This window comes from Pseudarthrobacter sp. KH_020_B (assembly GCF_057840185.1).
In genome coordinates, this window is the sequence record NZ_CM174506.1 from 2,193,929 (window position 1) to 2,211,892 (window position 17,964).

The window sequence follows — 17,964 nt, forward strand, 5'->3', positions numbered from 1 at the left end:
GCCGGCTGGGGGCCTCCGTGGTCCGGGCGGAGTTCCTGCTGACGAGGCGGCCTCGGAACGAGAGTCGTCTCCCCGGGATGTCTGGGCAGCTGCAGGAGTCGTGTTGTCGAACCTGGCCTCAACCGTCCTGTGCCTGGGCGTCCCAGGCGTCAGTCCTGCTGATTCGGCGATTGTCGGGACCAGCCGAGCACGGCGGTAGTCGAGCTGCTAAAAAGATTCGCCGGGGAAGGCACGGAATGCCGGTATCACGGTGACTTTGATTGGGCAGGTCTACGGATCGCCCGCTCCCGCAGCGCGTACGTGAAGTGGATGCCGTGGCGCTACACGGACGCCGATTACGGTGCCGCTGTGCGAGACGGGAAGCCTTCGCTTCGTCTGGCGGGACACCCAGCCGAATCCTCGTGGGATCCGAAGCTGGCGGTCGCCATGGCCGAATGTGGCCTCGCCCTCGAGGAGGAGGCTGCGGCGAACTTGCTTGCCGCGGACGTGTTGGCGGCAAGCGCTCGTGGGTATGGCCGTGACCGCGAGAGCAAAGGGATGTGGGCCCCAACGGTTTTCAGCCCCGACCCCAGTGGTCGAGCACCTCGCCTACTTTTCCACGGACCCGCTCGCGGGCCTCGTCCCGCGGCACGCCGGCCATGAGCAGTGCGTCGTAGTCGGTGTCTTGGTGGCGTATGGAGGCTACGACCGCCAACTCCAGCGCCTTTTGGTCAAGGCGCTGGCCCGCAGCGGTGCGGCCGACCCGGCCGCTGCCCCGTGCCGCGGTGTGTGCGGCGATCGCGGCAGCACGCTGAGGGGGACATCCGGGCAGCAGTCGGCTGATCTCCCCGGCCATCCGTTCGGCGAGCTCGCTGTCAGCCTCGCGGCGTCGCTCCTCATCGCGAGCTCGACGGCGGGTGCGCGCCTCCGCGTCGGCCAGGCACGATGCCTCGGCATTCACCAGCGCCTGCTCCTCGACGAGGACGCCTTGTCGCTCGTAGCGCCGTCGGGACCGCACGACTACCGCCGACAGGCCGCTGGCCTTGCGCGCCCGGCGCGTCAGAGTGGTAATGCCGGACGGCAGGTACGTGAGGTGGTCGAGATCGGCGCACCTCATGCACAGCGGCGCCTCGTCTTCCATTAGCAGCAAGTCCCCGTGTCCGCCGCACGCCGTGCATGTCCAATCCTTCAGCGGCGAGACAACGACGAGGTCCGGCGGCCGGCTGGCCTGCTCCTGGACGCGTTCGCGTTTGGCCGCTGACAGTGTCGGGGAGACCCAATGCGTACGGTATGCGCGCTCGATGGACGGGCTGCCGCTGGCGGAGAACCGCAGCGTCTTGCGGCCGCGGGTCCGGGCGACGTAGTCGGTCTCACTGGGCTGCAACCCCTGCTCATGGGCCCAGCGAGGCAATGCCCGCATCGCCGTCGAGACCTTGCCCAAGCCGACCTGCACCACCAGTTCGAGATAGGGTATGCGTCCCTGGCGCCAGTGGTCTCGGTGCACCGGCTGCAGCCAGCCCATTCCCACGAGCACGTCGACCGGCGCAACGTAGCCGTGGTCCTGCAACGCCTCCCCAGCCGCCCGGGCGACCCGCTGCTCGATTGATTGCGCCATGCTCTCCCATCACCGCCTCGCGAGCTCCCGCGCCCCCCGTTTTTGATCGGACCTCCGCTGAGTTGTTCGTACGATTGACCTCCGCGCCGTAACAGGGCTAAATCCTACTCCTGGTCCCAGAGGGCCGCGAGGCGGACCCTCGGCCGCCGTCGGCGCTGCCGGAACGCCGGCCCTCAGGTTCACTTCACTGATGCGGCGGCGGTTATGATGGGGTGCAGACTGCCCTGAGGTGCCACGTTTGGCCTGAGTCACTGTACTGAAGTTGCGGTGTGCACCTTAGAGGCTGGTGGCGCACTCAGCGCCGAACGTCTCCTCCAGGAAAGGCAACATACTTGCTGGTGCTCCACGCATTCTGGTCGCTTGACCGCGGCCTCGGACTGTGGGCTGAAGACTCCGAAAGGACCGTCAAGAGCCCTAACCAGGCGCTGAAGGCGGCGAGGCCGCACCCCTTTGCAGCCCCAGCCGGCGTCGTCGCGGAAATGCAGACCGGCGACCTCGACAGCACTACGTTGCTGCTGCCCTCGCTCCGGCGCTCGCCGCTGGACTCTCCCGAACTCGTGCGCGTCACGCCCCGGCCGCCGAGTTCGACCGATCCGTCGCTGTTGCCGTGGACGGTGCCCGTCGTCTGGGTCCATCCCACGACGCTCACTGGTTTCGCCGATGGACAAGGTGGGGCCGGTCTGGCTTCCGTGCTGTTCCCGGAGCAGGCCGCGGACGATGATTCAGGGCCGCTGAGCGAAGTACGGATCGCGCCGTCCGTGCGGTTCCTCGGCGAACTGACGCGTTTCGCCCGCGAGCTCGCGGAACGAGGCCGCGTGCTCCCGGGGATCACCTGGGTTTCCGACCCGACCGATGAATCCGCCGTCGCCAATGCGCGATGGCGGGCTGTGCTCCGCGGGCCTGACGCGCTCGCGTTCGGCGAGCTCACAGCCGCCACACCTGCCTCGTTCCGTGCAGAACCAGGCTCCGAGAACGCCGGTGAATTGATCGCCGCCGCCCTCGACGTCCTCACCGACGCCGCGGTCCGCGATAGACTGCCGCGCGAGGCGCCGCTGCCGCCCCGCCGCGGCCGCAAGCCCCTGCAGCCGCGCGCAGCCGAAGCCTGGCTTGAGGCGCTGCACGGGCCGGACGCGCGCATCCCGGTGCCGGAGCCAGCGCTCGCCGAGCTGGAACATGCGCTGGCCTCTTGGTCTGAATACTCGCGGGAAGCCAATGCCCCTGCCCGAGCAACATTCCGGCTCAGCGACGCATTCAGCACAGGGTATGCCGGAGAAGACGGCCTCGATTCTCCCGGCGAATCTGATGACGCATCCGCCTCGGCTGCGCTCGTGGAAGTGCCGCAGTGGCGGCTGGAGTTCCTGCTGCAGTCGTCCGCCGACCCCAGCCTGATCGTGCCTGCCGAACAGGTATGGCGCGACGACGGCGCGCTGGCCCGGTGGCTCGGCCGGCCGCAGGAGCTGCTGCTCGCGGAACTGGGCAAAGCCGTACGTGTCTACCCCGCGCTGGAACAAGGACTGCGGCAGCCGCGCCCCACAGCGCTCGACCTTGACGCGGATGCTGCGTTCGCCTTCCTGCGCGATGCGGCGCCCGCACTCGACGAAGCCGGGTTCGGGGTGCTGCTGCCCTCATGGTGGGATCGCCGCGCAAAGCTGGGCCTCAAGCTGTCCGCGTCTACGCCCATGGGCGACGACACCGGCCGGGCCCCGGCCTTCGGCCGGGAACAACTGTGCGACTTCGAGTGGAGCATCGCCGTCGGGGACCAGACCCTCACGGGGGAGGAGATCGCAGCGTTGGCCGAGGCGAAGGCTCCCCTGGTGAGGCTGCGCGGACAGTGGGTGACCGTCAACACGGAACAACTGCGCCGCGGCATCGAGTTCCTCAGGACTGGGGGGTCGGGGCAGGGCACGGTCGCGGATGTCCTGCGCCTGGCCGCCGCTCATCCCGACGACCTTGAACTGCCGTTGGAGGTTGCCGGCGTCGCCGCTGACGGCTGGCTAGGTGCCCTGCTGGACGGTTCGGCCGACACGATCATCCAGCCGGTCGCTGTGCCGGAGAGCTTCCAGGCCACGCTGCGCCCGTACCAGGAGCGGGGCGTGGCGTGGTTGAACTTCCTCGCCACTCTGGGCATCGGCGGTTGCCTGGCCGACGACATGGGACTCGGGAAGACTGTTCAGCTGCTCGCACTGGAGTCAGTGCACCGGCAGGAGCATCCCGACGCCGGCCCCACCCTGTTGGTCTGCCCGATGTCACTGATCGGCAATTGGGAGGCGGAGGCCGCGAAGTTTGCGCCTGACTTGCGGATGGGGGTGCATCACGGACCGGACCGGCTGCGCGGCGAGGATTTCGACGAGGCGCTGAACGGCGTCGACATTTTGATCACCACCTACACAACGCTGACCCGCGATCTGGAGCAGTTCAAGGCCATTGACTGGACCCGGATCGTGCTCGATGAGGCGCAGGCCGTGAAGAACCGGCTCTCCCGCACGGCGAAGGCCATCAAACGGCTCCCCGCCGCCCACCGGATCGCGCTCACCGGCACCCCGGTGGAGAACCGGCTCGGCGAGATGTGGTCGATCATGGATTTCCTGAACCCGGGGATGCTGGGTACGGCCGAGCTCTTCCGGACCCGGTATGCGATCCCCATCGAACGGCACGGCGACGAAGCAGCCGCCGAGCGAGTGCGCGCGGTCACCCGTCCGTACCTTCTGCGAAGGGTCAAGACCGATCCGGCCATTATCGACGACCTGCCGGAAAAAATCGAGATCAAGCAGTACTACACGCTAACGAGCGAGCAGGCATCCCTGTACCAGTCGGTCGTCGACGAGATGATGGAGAAGATCGAGGATTCCGACGGAATCGAACGCCGCGGAAATGTCCTCGCTGCGATGGCCAAGCTCAAGCAGATCTGCAACCATCCAGCGCAGCTGCTGCACGATCGCTCGGCCATCGGCCGACGCAGCGGCAAAGTGATCCGGTTGGAGGAGATTCTGGACGAGATCCTGGCCGAGGGTGACAAGGTATTGTGCTTCACGCAGTACACCGAGTTCGCCGAGATGCTGCTGCCGCACCTCGCCGCGCACTTCGATACCGACGTCGCCTACCTGCACGGCGGCACCTCCCGGCAGAACCGCACGGAAATGGTGCGCCGGTTCCAGTCCGACGACGGCCCACCGGTCTTCCTGCTGTCGCTTAAGGCCGGCGGTACAGGACTCAACCTGACCGCTGCCAACCACGTCATCCACCTCGACCGGTGGTGGAACCCGGCGGTCGAGAACCAAGCCACCGACCGCGCATTCCGCATCGGGCAGAAACAGCGCGTTCAGGTGCGCAAGTTCATCTGCCGCGGCACGCTGGAGGAGCGGATCGACACCATGATCGAGGAGAAGACAGCGCTGGCGAACATGGTGGTGGGCGACGGCGAGGGGTGGCTCACCGAGCTTTCGACCGCGAGCCTGCGGGACCTCTTCGCCCTGTCAAAGGAGGCCGTCGGTGACTAGGCGCCGCTACGAATCGCCGTTTTTTCCGCCGTCCGTTCCGCGCAGCGTCGAGGGCGGCGTCAAAGCCCGGAGTGTGCGGGGTGCCATCGGCACGAGCTGGTGGTCCGCCCGGTTCATCCAGGTGCTTGAGGGCCTGGGCGTGGGCGGACGCCTGCAACGCGGCCGCAATTACGCCCGCCGGGGGCAAGTGCTTTCGCTCGACATTGACGCTGGCGCAGTGACCGCGAGCGTCCAGGGTTCGCGCGCGAGGCCCTACCGGGTACGAATCGGCATCACCGCGTTTGGGAAGGCCGAGTGGGCGGCGGTGGAGGAGGCGCTCGCCGGCAACGCCTGGTATGTCGCGACCCTGCTGGCGGGAGAGATGCCCGCCGATATCGAAGAGGTATTCACTGCGGTCGGCCTGTCGCTCTTTCCCCGCAACCCCAGTGAGCTGAGTCTGGACTGTTCCTGTCCCGATTGGGAAGTGCCGTGCAAGCATCTGGCGGCGGTGTTCTATCTGCTGGCTGAGCAGTTCGACGACGACCCGTTCCGTATTCTTGCATGGCGTGGCCGCGAACGCGAGGATCTGTTGGGACGAATGCACGAGGCAGGCGCGGGCACCGGGCACGAGGCCCGGACTGGCGCCCCGCTCACGGAGGTGCTGGATACGTTCTTCGAATCTCCCGCTCCGGTTCCCGTGCGACGCAGCCCGGCAGGCGGGGCACTGCTGGTGGATCAGCTGCCGACGGTCGACGTCACGGTCCGTTCGCGGCCGCTTGCGGAGGTTTTGCGGCCGGTCTACGCGGCGCTCCGGGCTTCCGCGACGGATCCTGAGCGCGGCGCCACTTCGTGACAAGGATGGATTGACAACTGATGGGCGACTGAAGGATGTCCCCTGGGCTGCAGAACCGGCTGCGTTACCGGCGCTTAAATCAGACAACGGGCGAAGTCCACTGACACACCAGAACGGGTTGCAGCACAGTACGACGCACTCCCTGGTCGCGAGCTCGTTATCAATTACCCCAACGGTAGCTTTGTCGTCAAGGTGGACGTAAATTCAATACTGCTTCGCTAATGTCTCTTGAGCAGCTGTCGTGAGCGACAAGTGTAAATGGCCTCGCTCCGACTGTCGCTGACGGGGATTCCTACGAGTCGAATTATCCGTGAACAAATGGCTGAGGGCCCCACAGCTCCTGGCTGTGGGACCCTCAGTAATCCATAACAGGGAACCTGCCTCTGTCTTCCTCTGCATTTTACTACCGTGGCCAAGTCTGAACCTTTCCCGGTGGAGCGGGGGCGATTGACGGCGGGAGCTGGTCCTAGTGTGGTACTGGTTTGGTACCATGGGGTATGGCCATGAATCTGCGCGTTCCCGAGGAGCTTGACCGTCGGCTTGAGCAGCTTGCCGCCGAGGAGCACACCTCCAAGTCGGCGTTGCTCCTTCAGGGGGCTGAACTGGTTTTGCAGCGCCACGCGCGCCGCCGTGAGATCAGTGCGGGTCTTGACTTCGTCATGAGCCATGACGCCGCGCTGTTGACGCGACTTGAGGACGCGTGACGGCGTACCTCGACATTGAGGACGCGCTGCAGGGGGTCGACCGGTACGGGTTCCATATCAGCGACGTCGGTTTGCTCGCCTCGGCCCTCGCCCGGCCCGCAACAACAGTCATGGGCGCGGAGGCCTATCCTGAATTGGCGATGAAGGCGGCCGCACTTCTGGAGTCGGTGGCCCGTTTCCATCCGCTCATTGACGGAAACAAACGCACCGCCTGGACGCTCATGGTCCTGATGCTCTGGATCAACGGCCACCGCCACGACTTCAGTACCGACGAGGGTTTGAATCTGGTCGTGGGCGTGGCTTCCGGCAGCACAGGCCTGAAGGTGTGTGCCACCTTGATTTCCAAACATATGGTCCCGCGGTAGGAATCCGCGGTGCCTGCCGCGACAAAACGGGTGTGCACAATGTGCACACCCCGGGCTTCGGACTCGGCCGTACTGCTGCCGGACCCGGCCGGATTGCAGATGTTTTCGGGACTTCCCAGCGTTTGCAGGGGCTGGAGTCCGGTTCGAGTCCCACCTAGGGCACAGTGTTTTCGCAGGTCAGAGGGGTTTTCTTCATTCAGTGCGTGCACTTTGTGCACTGTTCCTTCTGGCCTGGGTGCCTTGAGGTGTGCGGGATCCCCGCGGGCTATGGAATTGTCAGGATCGGGGCCGGACGCCTCACCGGCGTCCCTTCGTAGTCAGCGGGTGAATCCTTCCTGTCCTGCCGCCGCAGACCGGTCCGCAGTGAACTGTCCCGGGTATGATGCCGATTTCTTTCACCGCCTTCACCGGGCCGGCAGCAGTCGATGGTCGCCGGGCTCGTCGCCGGCAGCTGGGCGCGCACGCTGTCCACGAGCCGGTCCGCCACCGGGGCCAGTTCCCCAAGCGCTCCAGCGACTCGTGGGAATTGGCCATGACTGGGGCTAGGTACTTGCCGCAGGGTTCGCCGACCAGCGCCCAGACCAACTGCATGACCTTGAGCGTGCCATGGCCGTACTGCGCGGCCTCGGTTTCCGCTCCATGATGCTCAGATGCCCGCCCGGTTGAGGCGTTCGATAAGACTGGGTTTGCGCGCATGCGTTTGCCGCAGTGCGATGACGCGCGCCTACTCCCGGCGTGCCTCGTCTTCGGCGCGTTGTGCGGCCAGGCGACGCTCACGGTCGGTCCGTCGGCGTGCTGCGTCGTCGAGCAGGCCAGCCACCGTCCGGCGGGTTGGGACGGGGATGGTTGGGGCGGTGTCGCCGCGGTAACGGCGCAGCAGTTCCATCCGCACCCGCGCGGCCTCACCCTGGACGACCAGCGCCAGGAGCCGGTTCTTCTGGGCAACAGGCAGGCGGGTCAGCCAGGCTGCCAGGTCGCCGGGATCGGCCGCAACCTTCTCGAGCGGCGGAGAAGTCTGAGCCGCGATCGCGAGCAGGTCCTCGTCGAGGCGGAGGAAGTCGGCCAATGCCCGTTGTGGCGCGGTGAGAAAGCCCAGCCCGGGTGGAACTGGCGGTTCGAGATAATGGTCGGCATCGCGGTCGAGGACGTTCTCGTCGCGCTCCCAAGTTCCGTAGACGGCGAGCCAGGCGAGGTAGAGCGGCCGGAGATCACCGGCGGCGAGTTCGGCACGAACTCCGACGATCGCCGACAGCAACGCCTCGGCATCGTAGTCGAGGTCAAACTCACCGCCGTGGTCCTCGCTGGTGAAGTCGAGCACGATGAAGTCGGCCGCGACCCAGGCACTCACATGGTCGTCGACGCAGAATTCCTCGACGACATCAGGATCGAGCAGATCGCATGGCAGGCGGAACATCACGCGGTGCGTGCCCCAGTTGGCCACGTACAGATGCGCGTCGTAATAGTGCTCCACCAACCGGCTCGGCTCACCCTTGAAGTCAGCCCAGTGGTACTCGTTGACGAAACTGGTGGCCGTGATCCTCGCCCGGGTGGACAGCGATCGAACCTCAGCCTGCTCGTCATCGTCCAGCGGCCGGTCGATCGCCAGGAATTCGTAGTACTGGTACTCGCTCACTGCCCATCCAGTTTATCGTCGCCGGTAAAGGGCTTTGCTCGGAAACTCGAGTCGTCGCCCATGTAGAAGAATAGATGACCCTCGATCGTCTCGTCGTCGACAAGAGCCGCCCAGCCACGTCCGCTGACCTGCTCGCCCTCGTCATCACCCTCCCAAGCGAACTCGACACCGGGACGACCGTCCAGCTCGATCCGGCGGTAATCCAGCCAACCGCGGACGGCGATGAAATAGAACTGTCCAGTCCCGTCCCCGGCGAACTCGATGAATCCGGGCTCGACCAAGTCGATGGCGTCGCGGTCCCACCCGCTCATCTCCACGATCCGCCACCGACCGGTCAAGCGCGCCCCAGACCTCTGAACACTCCTTTCCATGGACATTAGAATAGCCATCGCATGGCGAATCGGTTCGAGGCGCTGTCACTTCAGAGAGCAGCGGCGAACGGCCGAGACAGTTCACTCTGCTACCTCTGGTGACCGAGTGGGACAGCCCTGACTTTGATTGGCTCCTGACCAGCGAAGATTCGTCTTCGCTGGAACGATGTCACTGTTCATGGGGTTGTTCGTGGGTTACAGCATGACGAGGAGCCATTCCGCCATTCTTTACGTGGCTTTATCTGGCCGGGTCAGGAGCAGTACGTGACCGTGAGCCTCCGTTCAGAGCTGGTTTCGGCATGGTGGCCTCTGCCGACCACAATGGAACCGTGACTGAAGACACTCCTGAAACTGCTGGTCAAACTGCATTACCGGGCCTTTCCAATGCGGCAGACAGTGCGCTGAGACGTGAGCTCCATGAACTGCGCCTCGATAATGCCAGGCTGCGTAAACTCCTGGAACTCACGGAATCGGAATCAAAGGCACCACACCTGGTCATGAAGCGGGCCTCCGCCATCGTCACCAACCGCGGCGGACGCACGTGCCACGCGGCCATCATCGCCCGCGAACTGGGGATTCCCGCCGTCGTCGGAACCGGAAGTGCTACGGACACCCTGACCGACGGGCTTGAGGTGACCGTCTCCTGTGCGGACGGCGAGACCGGCACCATCTACGAGGGGCTCCTGGACTTCAGCGTCGAGGATACCGAGATCACCCAGCTGCCGGAGGCCCCGGTCAAGGTCATGATGAACGTGGGTACTCCGGAGCAGGCGTTCACGTTCGCGCAGCTGCCCAACCACGGCGTGGGCCTGGCCCGGCTGGAATTCATCATCAACCGCCAGATCGGCATCCACCCGAAGGCGCTCCTGAACCTGGACAGCCAGCCGGCGGACGTGGCCGCGGTCATCCGGGAACGGATTGCCGCGTACAGCAGCCCGCGCGATTACTACATCAAGCGGCTGGCCGAGGGCGTGTCAACGATCGCGGCGGCGTTCGCGCCGGAGCCGGTGATTGTGCGCATGTCCGACTTCAAGTCCAACGAGTACGCCAACCTCATTGGCGGTCCGGCCTACGAGCCGCACGAAGAGAACCCGATGCTCGGTTTCCGCGGCGCCTCCCGGTACCTGGAGCCGTCCTTCCGGGACTGCTTTGACCTCGAGTGCGAGGCCCTGTCCTTCGTCCGCAACGAGATGGGGCTGACCAATGTCAAGCTCATGATCCCGTTCGTGCGGACCCTGGACGAGGCCCGCGGCGTCATCGAGCTGCTGGCGGAGAACGGCCTGGTCCGCGGCGAGAACGGCCTCGAAGTGATCATGATGTGCGAGATCCCGTCCAACGCGCTGCTCGCGGACGAATTCCTGGACTACTTCGACGGCTTCTCCATCGGATCCAACGACATGACCCAGCTTTCCCTGGGCCTGGACCGGGATTCCGCGATCGTCTCGGGCGGCTTCGATGAGCGCGATCCAGCCGTCAAGAAGCTCCTGAGCATGGCCATCAAGGCCTGCAAGGCACGCGGCAAGTACGTCGGCATCTGCGGCCAGGGTCCCAGCGACCACGCGGACTTCGCCGAGTGGCTGGTCGAGGAAGGCATCGATTCCGTCTCCCTGAACCCCGACACCGTGGTGGACACCTGGCTCCGGCTTTCCAATACCTTCGCCGCGAAATGACCGCCTGACTGAGGACTAAGGCAGCGAGGGCAGCCGCCACGGCAGCACGGACAGGGGAACCCATCCGCGCTGCCGTGGCCCCCTCAATGGCAGGGACGGCAGACACCGGCCTGGCAGACAGACACCTACGCTGGCATTACCAGTCGATTCTTCGTATGCAGCTACCCAGGCATCTTCGATGAATCAACGCGACTGGTTGTGACTGACCCCGGACGGGGGCACCATGATCGTATGGATCCTCAAACACCTAACGCCGAGGAACTGAGCCTTCCACAGGCCTTCCTCCTCCTGGCAACGAACGAGATCGACGGCGAACCGGAGCTGCCGGCCTATCTACTCAGGACCACTGTGGCGGGGGCAATCCTGGCCGAACTGGACCTGCTTGGCGCAATCGAACTGCAGGGCAAGAATGTCCGGGCCACCGGTACAGAGCCACAAACGCACCTCCAGCACGAGCTCGAGATCATCCGCCACAAATCCCGTCCGCACTCTCCAAAAAGGTGGGTCTCCATGCTGGAGGGCCGCGCTGAAGTGCAGCGTGTCTACGAGAGCATGGCCACTCGCGGCATCCTGGATCAGGTCGGCGAAAAGCACCTCGCCGTGTTCAAGAGCGTGCGGTACCCGGAGAAGGACCACGCTCCAGAGGCGGCGCTCCTGCAGAAGATAGAGGCAGCGTTGAGCGGTGGCCGGCCCGGGCCGACGTCCCGTTCCTCTGCCGCGGAGTCGGAACCCGCGGCAACTGAGCGTGAGGAAACCGATCACAGGACCAGAGCGCTGATAGCACTCCTGCACGCGGCAGGACTGCTTGAGAAGCTCTTCCCGGCAACGGATCGAAGCCGGATTCAGGACCTGACTGGTGACCATTGGCCGTCCCGTGCTGTGGAGGACGAAATTCGCGAGCTCAGGGTGGCAGCTGAACCGCTCGTCTAGGAGACTGTGCCGCCGCTGGTAACGGCAGGGCGTTGAATCATTGCCGGCGGCCGTCCTATTCCCGGCGTCGTTGATGGGCTGTTTGTCACGGTGACGGTCCGGGGTGCTTGGAACGACAGGAGCCGGATCCACTCGGGCTGGTACTCCTGCAGATGCACTTCCGGCAGTGCAGCAGCGGCCTCCTGGACAATAATGGCGGCCTCCAGCTCGGCGAGCTTGGCGCCGAGGCAGCGGTGGATGCCGGAGCCAAAAACAAGGCCATAGCCAGCGGATTGAGCGCGCCGGACCGCCTCCGAAGGCATGGACTGGCCGGCGAGTGCGGCCGGTGCGGTAATGTGATTCCCGCTCAGTTCGAGGAGGATTTCGGTGCCCGCCGGGATCAGGTCGCCGTCGAGGTTCGTGTCGTGGGCTGCCACGCGGCGCCAGGTGGGGACGGACGATTCGGTTGTGAGTACGTGGCGGACCATGGTCTTTGAGCCCGTTTCGGTGGCAGCGTCGTCCCAGCCAACGGACGCGGATCGTTCCAGGAGGCGGAAGAGTGTGGTGCTGATCAGCTGCGTGGTTGTTTCCTGTCCGGCGATCAGCAGGAAGTAGCCGAGCGAGCACATTTCCGGTGTGGACAGGCCGTGGTCGGCCAGGGATTTGAACAGGTTGCGTCCGGGCGCCGCCCTGGATTCCGCGACGAGCTTCCGCAGCCAGACGTAGAAATCTGCGGCGCTGTGGGCCAGTTCGAGTTGCCGGTCCTCGTCTGGCCAGCCCCAGAACAGTTCCATGGAGTCAAGGCCCCACCGTTTGAGGTCTGCAAGATCCCGGGCGGGCAGGCCGAGGAGTTCGAGCATCACCACTACCGGGGGAAACGCCGCGACCATCTGCACGAGGTCCACTTGGCCGGAAGACTCGAGTTGGTCCGCGGCGTTCCGTGCCGCTTCCCTTGCGAGTTCCCGGATCCGCGGCTCAATGGCTGCGACTGTGGCGGGTGTGAAGAAGCCCGCCACGACTTTGCGGATCCCGGCGTGTGTCTCCGTGTCGTTGCTGGCCAGGACGGGCGGCAGCGCAAAGCACACGCGCTGGAGCACGCGTAGGGCGGGTCCTTTCAGGGGTGTCACGGCGACCAGCGAATTCGCGGGGCTGAAGTCGGCAGGCCGGTGCAGCACTTCACGGACCACGTCAGGATCACGCACCACGAAGTACGGGCAGCGGGCCTGGCCGGAGCTTCCCACTTGGTGAGGGGCCTCCGCCTGTCCCGGACCTCCCAGCCGCGCCTCCGCGGATCCCGCGGCCGTCAAAGCCGGGTTCATGCGGGCAGGCCGTTCAGCCAGTCAGCGGCTCCGGCTCGGAAGTCCGCCGGGGCCAGTTCCGAGGCCTGCTCGGGAAGGGCGCCAATAAAGGGTACTCGCAATGATCCGAGCACCTGCCGGTTGCTGTGGTGTAGGAAGGATGGGTTGTGTGGCCAGCTTCCAAGCACGACGCCGATGACCGGCAGGTCCCGGACCTCCAGCGCTTCGAGGGTCAGCGCCGTGTGGTTCAGGGTCCCGAGTCCAGGCCGGGCGACGAGCACAAATGCCGCTGCCAGGAGGGACCCGAGGTCCGCCACGGTGCCGCCGTCGGAATCCAGCTCCACCAGCAGGCCGCCGGCGCCCTCCACCAGGACGTGGTCGTGGGACGCGGCGAGCTCGCGAATTTTCTCGGCGTGCGCGGCGACCGTTGGTAGCGGTGTTCCGTCGACGCCGGCTGCGGCGACGGGGGCCAGCGGCTGCTGCAGGACGACCCCGGTTTCTGCTGTCGCAGCACCGGCGAGCCGGACAATTTCGGCGGCGTCGGAATCGCCGTCGGCGGCTCCTGACTGGCACGGTTTGTACACCGCGACGCTGCGTTCGGTTCCGTGGAGGACGGCGGCGAGGGCCGCCGTCGTGATGGTTTTTCCGACGCCGGTGTCTGTTCCGGTGACCAGGACGATTCCGGGCAGGTTCATGGAATTTCCTCCAAAATGACGCGCAGCACTGCGCAGCTGTCTTCGATTTCTTTGGGGGTGAGGGTGGCGCGGGCGGTGAGCCGAAGCCGGGAGATCCCGTCCGGAACGGATGGCGGTCGGAAGCAGCCGATCCTGACGCCGGCGGTGCGCGCGGCCGTTTCGGCGGCCAGCGCTGATTCGGCGGACGGCATGGCGATGGATTGGACCGCCCCCGGTGCCAGGTCGATATTGGCGCCGCGGGCCGCAAGGGCCGGGGCGAGCCCGGCTGCCAGCGCCGCAGCGTTGCTTCGCACGGATCCCGCCCACCACGGCTCATCCCGGATGATCCGGACCGCGGCAAGGGCCCCTGCGGCGGAAGCGGGCGCCAGGCCGGTGTCGAAGATGAAGCTGCGCGCCCGGTTGACGAGGTGCTCCCGCAGCAGGGCCGATCCCAGGACTGCTCCGCCCTGGCTGCCCAGTGCCTTGGACAGCGTCGCCGTCACAATCACGTTCGGATGCCCTGCGAGGGCTGTCCCGGCGACCGAGCCGCGGCCCTGGAATGCGCCGGTGCCGGTGACTCCGAGGCTGTGGGCCTCGTCGATGAGCAGCACGGCGTCGTACTGCTCCGCTAGACCGAGAAGTTCCGCAAGCGGGGCGTCGTCGCCGAGGACGCTGTAGACGGATTCGACGGCGATGAGGGCGCGCGGCTCAGGCCGGTCGGCCAGCAGGCGGCCGGCTTCCTCCACACTGTTGTGCGGGAACGATTCTGTGCGCGATCGGCTCAGCCGGAAACCGTCGATCATCGAGGCATGGCAGTGCTCGTCCGCCACGATCAGGGTCCCTGGGCCGCCCAGCGCCGTGATCACACCGATGTTTGCCAGATAGCCGGAGGAGAACACAAGCGCCGATTCCATTCCGGCGAGCTTGGCCAGTTCCCGTTCAAGGTCCAGATGCAGTCGGGTGGTTCCGGCGACCAGCCTTGAGGAGGTTGCGCCCGCGCCCCATTGCAGGGCGGCCGCCGCAGCTGCCTCGGTGACGCGCGGGTCGGCCGCGAGGCCCAGATAGTCGTTGCTGGCCAGGTCGATGAACGGTTCGCCCGCGGCGCGGGGGAGCGGGCGGCGGACCAGACCCCGACGGTCCCGGACCGCGGCCTGCAGCTCGAGCCACTGGATCATTGAGCTGCTCATGCCGCACCTCCCGCCCGTGCCGGGACGCGCTCATGGATTTCGGTGACGGCGGCCGTCATGCCCGCGGTGATCTGTTCAACGTCCGCCGCGGTGCTGATGTACGGGGGCATGGTGTAGACGAGGTTCCGGAACGGCCGGACCCAGACCCCGCGCCGGATGGCTGCGCTGGTGACTGCGGTGACGTCGACGGCGTCGTGCAGTTCGATGACTCCGACGGCGCCGATGGTGCGGATATCCCGGACGGCCTCAAGGTCCAAAGCGGGGGCGAGCCCGGACGCCAGGCCAACGTTGATCCGGCGAACGTCGGCTCGCCAGCCGCCGTCGGCGATGATGCCGAGGCTGGCATTGGCGACAGCGCAGGCCAGCGGGTTTCCCATAAACGTGGGGCCATGCAGCAGTGCACCGGCCCGGCCAGCGGAGACGGTGGCCGCGACCTCAGCCGTGCAGAGGGTGGCCGCTAGGGTCAGGTATCCGCCGGTCAGGGCTTTCCCAACACACATGATGTCCGGTACGACGCCGGCATGATTGGCCGCGAACAGCTCGCCGGTCCGCCCAAAGCCCGTGGCGATCTCATCGAAGATGAGCAGCAGCCCATGCCGGTCCGCCACCTGCCGGAGCACCGTCAGGCATTCGGCCGGGTAGGCACGCATGCCGCCGGCACCCTGGAGGACCGGTTCCACGATGATCGCGGCGAGCTCGCAGGAATTTGCGGCCGCGATCTCTTCGAACTCCGAGACCCATGTCAGTACGCTTTCCGGCGAGGCGAAGGCCGCCGCCGGTGGCCGCGGCGCGAAAACGTTGCCGGCCAGCATGCCCGGGAAGGCGGAGTGCATGCCGTCCACGGGATCGCAGACCCCCATCGCCGCAAAGGTGTCGCCGTGGTAACCGCCGCGGATGCTCAGGAACCGCTGCCGCTGAGGGTGCCCGGAAGCAGTCTGGAACTGCAGCGCCAGCTTCAGCGCCACCTCCACGGACACCGAACCCGAGTCCGCCAGGAACACCCGCTCCAATCCCGGCCGCCCGGGTGCCGCCGGGGCCAGGTCCACCAGCCGTTCGGCGAGTTCCACGGCCGGGGCGTGTGTGAGGCCGCCGAACATCACGTGGCTGAAACTCTCCAGCTGCCGCGTTGCGGCGGCGTCGAGCACCGGGTGGCGGTAACCATGGATCGCGGACCACCAGGACGACATGGCGTCAACCACCTCATGGCGTGTGCCGTCCTCGCCCCGAAGCCGCAGCCGCACGCCGTCGGCCGCCTCCACCTCCCACAATGGAAGATCGGGGGAAGCCGGCGCGTACGGGTGCCACAACCGGGCGCGGTCCCGCTGGATCAGGCTCATGCTGTGCGCCTGCCGTGGCGGGAGCATTCGGCGGTCCAGCCCAGCGGAGTCACCTGGACTTTCATACGCCGACGGCAGGCGGCGCAGTACCGCGGTGGCTCCAGCGCGAGATGCTCGGCGCAGCGGTGGTGAACGTCCGACGCCGGTCTGGTCCCGTCGTCGGACGGTTCGCCGCAGTGCCCGCAGAACCCAGCCGTGGTTGAGCCTGCTGCGTCGGCGGTGGTTGAGGGGTGGGGGAGCGAGACCCGGTTCATAGCGTTTTCTGGAGTTCCTTGATGGGCATGTTCAGTTCGACCAGCAGGTTAAGGTCGGCGTTGGCTGGGCGGCCGAGGGTGGTGAGGTAGTTGCCGACGATGACGGCGTTGATGCCGCCGAGGAGGCCTGCCTTGGTGCCGAGGTCGCCGAGCGTCAGTTCGCGGCCGCCGGCGTAGCGGAGCACGGTGCGGGGCATGGCGAGGCGGAACGCGGCGATGGCGCGGAGGGCGTCTTTGCCGTCCATGAGGCCCTGGTTTTCCAGCGGGGTTCCGGGGCGGGGGTTGAGGAAGTTGAGCGGAACTTCGTGGGGTTCGAGGGCTGCGAGCTGGGCGGCGAGTTCCGCGCGCTGTTCCAAGCTCTCGCCCATGCCGATGAGGGCGCCGCAGCACAGCTCCATGCCGGCGGCCTTGACCATGGCGCAGGTCTCGAGGCGCTCCTCGTAGGTGTGCGTGGTGACTACCTCGGAGAAGTAGCTGCGGGCGGTTTCGAGGTTGTGGTTGTAGCGGTGGACGCCCCATTCCGCGAGCTGGTCCACCTGGCGCTGGGTGAGCATACCCAGGGAGCAGGCAATGTTGATGTCCACGGCTTCGTTGATCCGGTCGATCGCGAACTTGATCTGGTTCATGAGCTTGATGTCGGGTCCGCGGACGGCGGCGACGATGCAGAACTCGGTGGCTCCGGTGGCTGCCGTTTCCTTGGCGGCTTTTACCAGTTCGGGTATGTCGAGCCAGACGCCGCGGACGGGGGAGTCGAACAGGCCGGACTGGCTGCAGAAATGGCAGTCCTCGGGGCAGCCGCCGGTCTTGATGGAGATGATGCCCTCCACCTCGACGTCCTCACCGCAGTGCTTCAGGCGAACTTCGTGGGCCAGTTGCAGGGCTGCGGGCAGATCCCGGTCCGGAAGCCTGAGGACTTCCAGAAGTTGATGTTCGGAGAGGCCGATTCCCTGCTCCAGAACCTGGGTCCGGGCCGTCTCGAGGATGGTGCCGGGGTTGGCCTGGAGCTCTGAGTGCATCGTCATCGATAGTCCTTCGGGGGTGTAAAGCTGCGGATGTTTCCTCCGAACAAACGCTAGGTCCCAGTTCGAGGCGAGATTTTGTCGGGTTCCGACAACGTGATGAAGCTGAAATTGGAACACAAGGCGGACGACCGGAACCCTCGGCGTCGCTGGCACAGTCTTCGAAGCGTGGCGCGCCCGCCTCGCTAGTCGCCGCGAGCGAAGGCGCGGCCGTCATTAGCCGGACGTATTGGGCTTGGATTGGCGGCTTATTCCTCGGGAAGAGCGGCGAAAGCCTTCTTGGTGTCGCGGTACCAGCCCATGCCCTTGATCGGGTTCTTCCAGCGGCCCTTCATCGCGTCACGGGCCTCTTGATGGGCCGAGTCACCGGCCCGGACGGCTTCCTTGAGGTGCTGGTCCTGTGCGTTGATGATCTCGTCCGCTGTCTTGCCCCGGAACGTGAGGTCGCAAGGGCCACCGAGTTGCTTGCAGGTCATGCTTTTCATGGCTGTTTCCTCTTTGGTCGTGCATCGAATTGTGGAAACTCAACGCGGCGAACGTTCCTGACGTGCAAGTTTAACCTTTCGACCGAGGTCCCGGCGTAACCCTCGGCACCGCTCGCACGGCGCGTGGACCCCCGC

General features: G+C 66.0%; 16 protein-coding genes and 1 pseudogene. 7 read left to right on the forward strand and 10 right to left on the reverse strand.

The genetic code is table 11. The annotated features are described in order from the left end of the window. The first annotated feature begins 204 nt into the window (after positions 1-204). The gene (locus AC3IT0_RS10060; RefSeq protein WP_489323766.1) at positions 205-642 is read left to right on the forward strand and encodes a DUF2399 domain-containing protein; all 438 of its coding nucleotides are present in this window, start codon (positions 205-207) and stop codon (positions 640-642) included. On the opposite strand, the gene AC3IT0_RS10065 is transcribed toward AC3IT0_RS10060, so the two are convergent. Continuing rightward, entirely contained in the window at positions 557-1,594 is a 1,038-nt protein-coding gene (locus AC3IT0_RS10065; protein WP_489323540.1) for a DUF2293 domain-containing protein, read from the reverse strand. The genes AC3IT0_RS10060 and AC3IT0_RS10065 overlap by 86 nt on opposite strands. Positions 1,595-1,932: 338 nt before the next feature. Here AC3IT0_RS10065 and AC3IT0_RS10070 point away from each other — a divergent pair, with 338 nt between their 5' ends. The 4 genes from AC3IT0_RS10070 to AC3IT0_RS10085 all read left to right on the forward strand — a co-directional run bounded on the left by AC3IT0_RS10070 (position 1,933) and on the right by AC3IT0_RS10085 (position 6,992). After that, a complete protein-coding gene (locus tag AC3IT0_RS10070; RefSeq protein ID WP_489323767.1) occupies positions 1,933-5,091 on the forward strand; it encodes a DEAD/DEAH box helicase in 3,159 nt (1,052 codons plus the stop codon). After that, positions 5,084-5,923, forward strand: a complete 840-nt coding sequence (locus AC3IT0_RS10075; RefSeq protein WP_489323541.1) for an SWIM zinc finger family protein — start codon at positions 5,084-5,086, stop codon at positions 5,921-5,923. Before AC3IT0_RS10070 ends, AC3IT0_RS10075 begins: the two co-directional genes overlap by 8 nt. Positions 5,924-6,426: 503 nt before the next feature. Next, positions 6,427-6,627: a hypothetical protein gene (locus AC3IT0_RS10080; protein ID WP_489323542.1), complete on the forward strand. Its 201-nt coding sequence runs from the start codon at positions 6,427-6,429 to the stop codon at positions 6,625-6,627. Beyond that, the gene (locus AC3IT0_RS10085) at positions 6,624-6,992 is read left to right on the forward strand and encodes a type II toxin-antitoxin system death-on-curing family toxin (RefSeq protein ID WP_489323543.1); all 369 of its coding nucleotides are present in this window, start codon (positions 6,624-6,626) and stop codon (positions 6,990-6,992) included. The genes AC3IT0_RS10080 and AC3IT0_RS10085 overlap by 4 nt, the downstream gene beginning before the upstream one ends. Before the next feature lie 724 nt (positions 6,993-7,716). Here the strand turns inward: AC3IT0_RS10085 and AC3IT0_RS10090 are convergent. Then, positions 7,717-8,625 (reverse strand): hypothetical protein, encoded by a 909-nt coding sequence (locus AC3IT0_RS10090; protein WP_489323544.1) that lies wholly within the window; start codon positions 8,623-8,625, stop codon positions 7,717-7,719. Continuing rightward, a complete protein-coding gene (locus tag AC3IT0_RS10095; RefSeq protein WP_489323545.1) occupies positions 8,622-8,996 on the reverse strand; it encodes a hypothetical protein in 375 nt (124 codons plus the stop codon). The genes AC3IT0_RS10090 and AC3IT0_RS10095 overlap by 4 nt, the downstream gene beginning before the upstream one ends. Positions 8,997-9,490: 494 nt before the next feature. On the opposite strand from AC3IT0_RS10095, the pseudogene ppsA reads away from it, so the two are divergent. Both ppsA and AC3IT0_RS10105 read left to right on the forward strand, forming a co-directional pair. Continuing rightward, positions 9,491-10,666: pseudogene (gene ppsA, locus AC3IT0_RS10100) on the forward strand (phosphoenolpyruvate synthase); the annotation flags it as partial. A 231-nt stretch (positions 10,667-10,897) separates the two neighbouring features. After that, positions 10,898-11,596 (forward strand): GOLPH3/VPS74 family protein, encoded by a 699-nt coding sequence (locus tag AC3IT0_RS10105; RefSeq protein ID WP_489323546.1) that lies wholly within the window; start codon positions 10,898-10,900, stop codon positions 11,594-11,596. Here the strand turns inward: AC3IT0_RS10105 and AC3IT0_RS10110 are convergent. The 7 genes from AC3IT0_RS10110 to AC3IT0_RS10140 all read right to left on the reverse strand — a co-directional run bounded on the left by AC3IT0_RS10110 (position 11,593) and on the right by AC3IT0_RS10140 (position 17,829). Beyond that, positions 11,593-12,894 (reverse strand): cytochrome P450, encoded by a 1,302-nt coding sequence (locus AC3IT0_RS10110; protein WP_489323547.1) that lies wholly within the window; start codon positions 12,892-12,894, stop codon positions 11,593-11,595. The two genes, AC3IT0_RS10105 and AC3IT0_RS10110, sit on opposite strands and share 4 nt — an antisense overlap. Continuing rightward, positions 12,891-13,568 carry a dethiobiotin synthase gene (gene bioD / locus AC3IT0_RS10115; protein WP_489323548.1) on the reverse strand — a complete coding sequence of 226 codons (678 nt, stop codon included), beginning with the start codon at positions 13,566-13,568 and terminating at the stop codon, positions 12,891-12,893. Before bioD ends, AC3IT0_RS10110 begins: the two co-directional genes overlap by 4 nt. Continuing rightward, positions 13,565-14,722, reverse strand: a complete 1,158-nt coding sequence (locus AC3IT0_RS10120) for an 8-amino-7-oxononanoate synthase (protein WP_489323768.1) — start codon at positions 14,720-14,722, stop codon at positions 13,565-13,567. Before AC3IT0_RS10120 ends, bioD begins: the two co-directional genes overlap by 4 nt. Before the next feature lie 8 nt (positions 14,723-14,730). Next, on the reverse strand, positions 14,731-16,071 hold the full coding sequence (locus AC3IT0_RS10125) for an adenosylmethionine--8-amino-7-oxononanoate transaminase (RefSeq protein WP_489323549.1): 1,341 nt from the start codon (positions 16,069-16,071) through the stop codon (positions 14,731-14,733). Further along, the gene (gene bsaP, locus AC3IT0_RS10130) at positions 16,068-16,325 is read right to left on the reverse strand and encodes a biotin synthase auxiliary protein BsaP (protein ID WP_489323550.1); all 258 of its coding nucleotides are present in this window, start codon (positions 16,323-16,325) and stop codon (positions 16,068-16,070) included. Before bsaP ends, AC3IT0_RS10125 begins: the two co-directional genes overlap by 4 nt. Continuing rightward, complete coding sequence (gene bioB / locus AC3IT0_RS10135) at positions 16,322-17,347, reverse strand: biotin synthase BioB (protein ID WP_489323551.1); 1,026 nt, start codon at positions 17,345-17,347, stop codon at positions 16,322-16,324. Before bioB ends, bsaP begins: the two co-directional genes overlap by 4 nt. Before the next feature lie 245 nt (positions 17,348-17,592). Further along, positions 17,593-17,829, reverse strand: a complete 237-nt coding sequence (locus tag AC3IT0_RS10140; protein WP_489323552.1) for a DUF1059 domain-containing protein — start codon at positions 17,827-17,829, stop codon at positions 17,593-17,595. Positions 17,830-17,964 lie beyond the last annotated feature (135 nt).

Excerpts from the sequence above, each read along its gene's own strand:
- bioB (WP_489323551.1), bottom strand. The coding sequence starts at position 17,347 with ATGACGATGCACTCAGAGCTCCAGGCCAACCCCGGCACCATCCTCGAG.
- AC3IT0_RS10110 (WP_489323547.1), bottom strand. The coding sequence starts at position 12,894 with ATGAACCCGGCTTTGACGGCCGCGGGATCCGCGGAGGCGCGGCTGGGA.
- AC3IT0_RS10065 (WP_489323540.1), bottom strand. The coding sequence starts at position 1,594 with ATGGCGCAATCAATCGAGCAGCGGGTCGCCCGGGCGGCTGGGGAGGCG.
- AC3IT0_RS10080 (WP_489323542.1), top strand. The coding sequence starts at position 6,427 with ATGAATCTGCGCGTTCCCGAGGAGCTTGACCGTCGGCTTGAGCAGCTT.
- AC3IT0_RS10125 (WP_489323549.1), bottom strand. The coding sequence starts at position 16,071 with ATGAGCCTGATCCAGCGGGACCGCGCCCGGTTGTGGCACCCGTACGCG.
- AC3IT0_RS10140 (WP_489323552.1), bottom strand. The coding sequence starts at position 17,829 with ATGAAAAGCATGACCTGCAAGCAACTCGGTGGCCCTTGCGACCTCACG.
- AC3IT0_RS10120 (WP_489323768.1), bottom strand. The coding sequence starts at position 14,722 with ATGATCCAGTGGCTCGAGCTGCAGGCCGCGGTCCGGGACCGTCGGGGT.
- bioD (WP_489323548.1), bottom strand. The coding sequence starts at position 13,568 with ATGAACCTGCCCGGAATCGTCCTGGTCACCGGAACAGACACCGGCGTC.
- AC3IT0_RS10105 (WP_489323546.1), top strand. The coding sequence starts at position 10,898 with ATGGATCCTCAAACACCTAACGCCGAGGAACTGAGCCTTCCACAGGCC.
- AC3IT0_RS10095 (WP_489323545.1), bottom strand. The coding sequence starts at position 8,996 with ATGGAAAGGAGTGTTCAGAGGTCTGGGGCGCGCTTGACCGGTCGGTGG.
- bsaP (WP_489323550.1), bottom strand. The coding sequence starts at position 16,325 with ATGAACCGGGTCTCGCTCCCCCACCCCTCAACCACCGCCGACGCAGCA.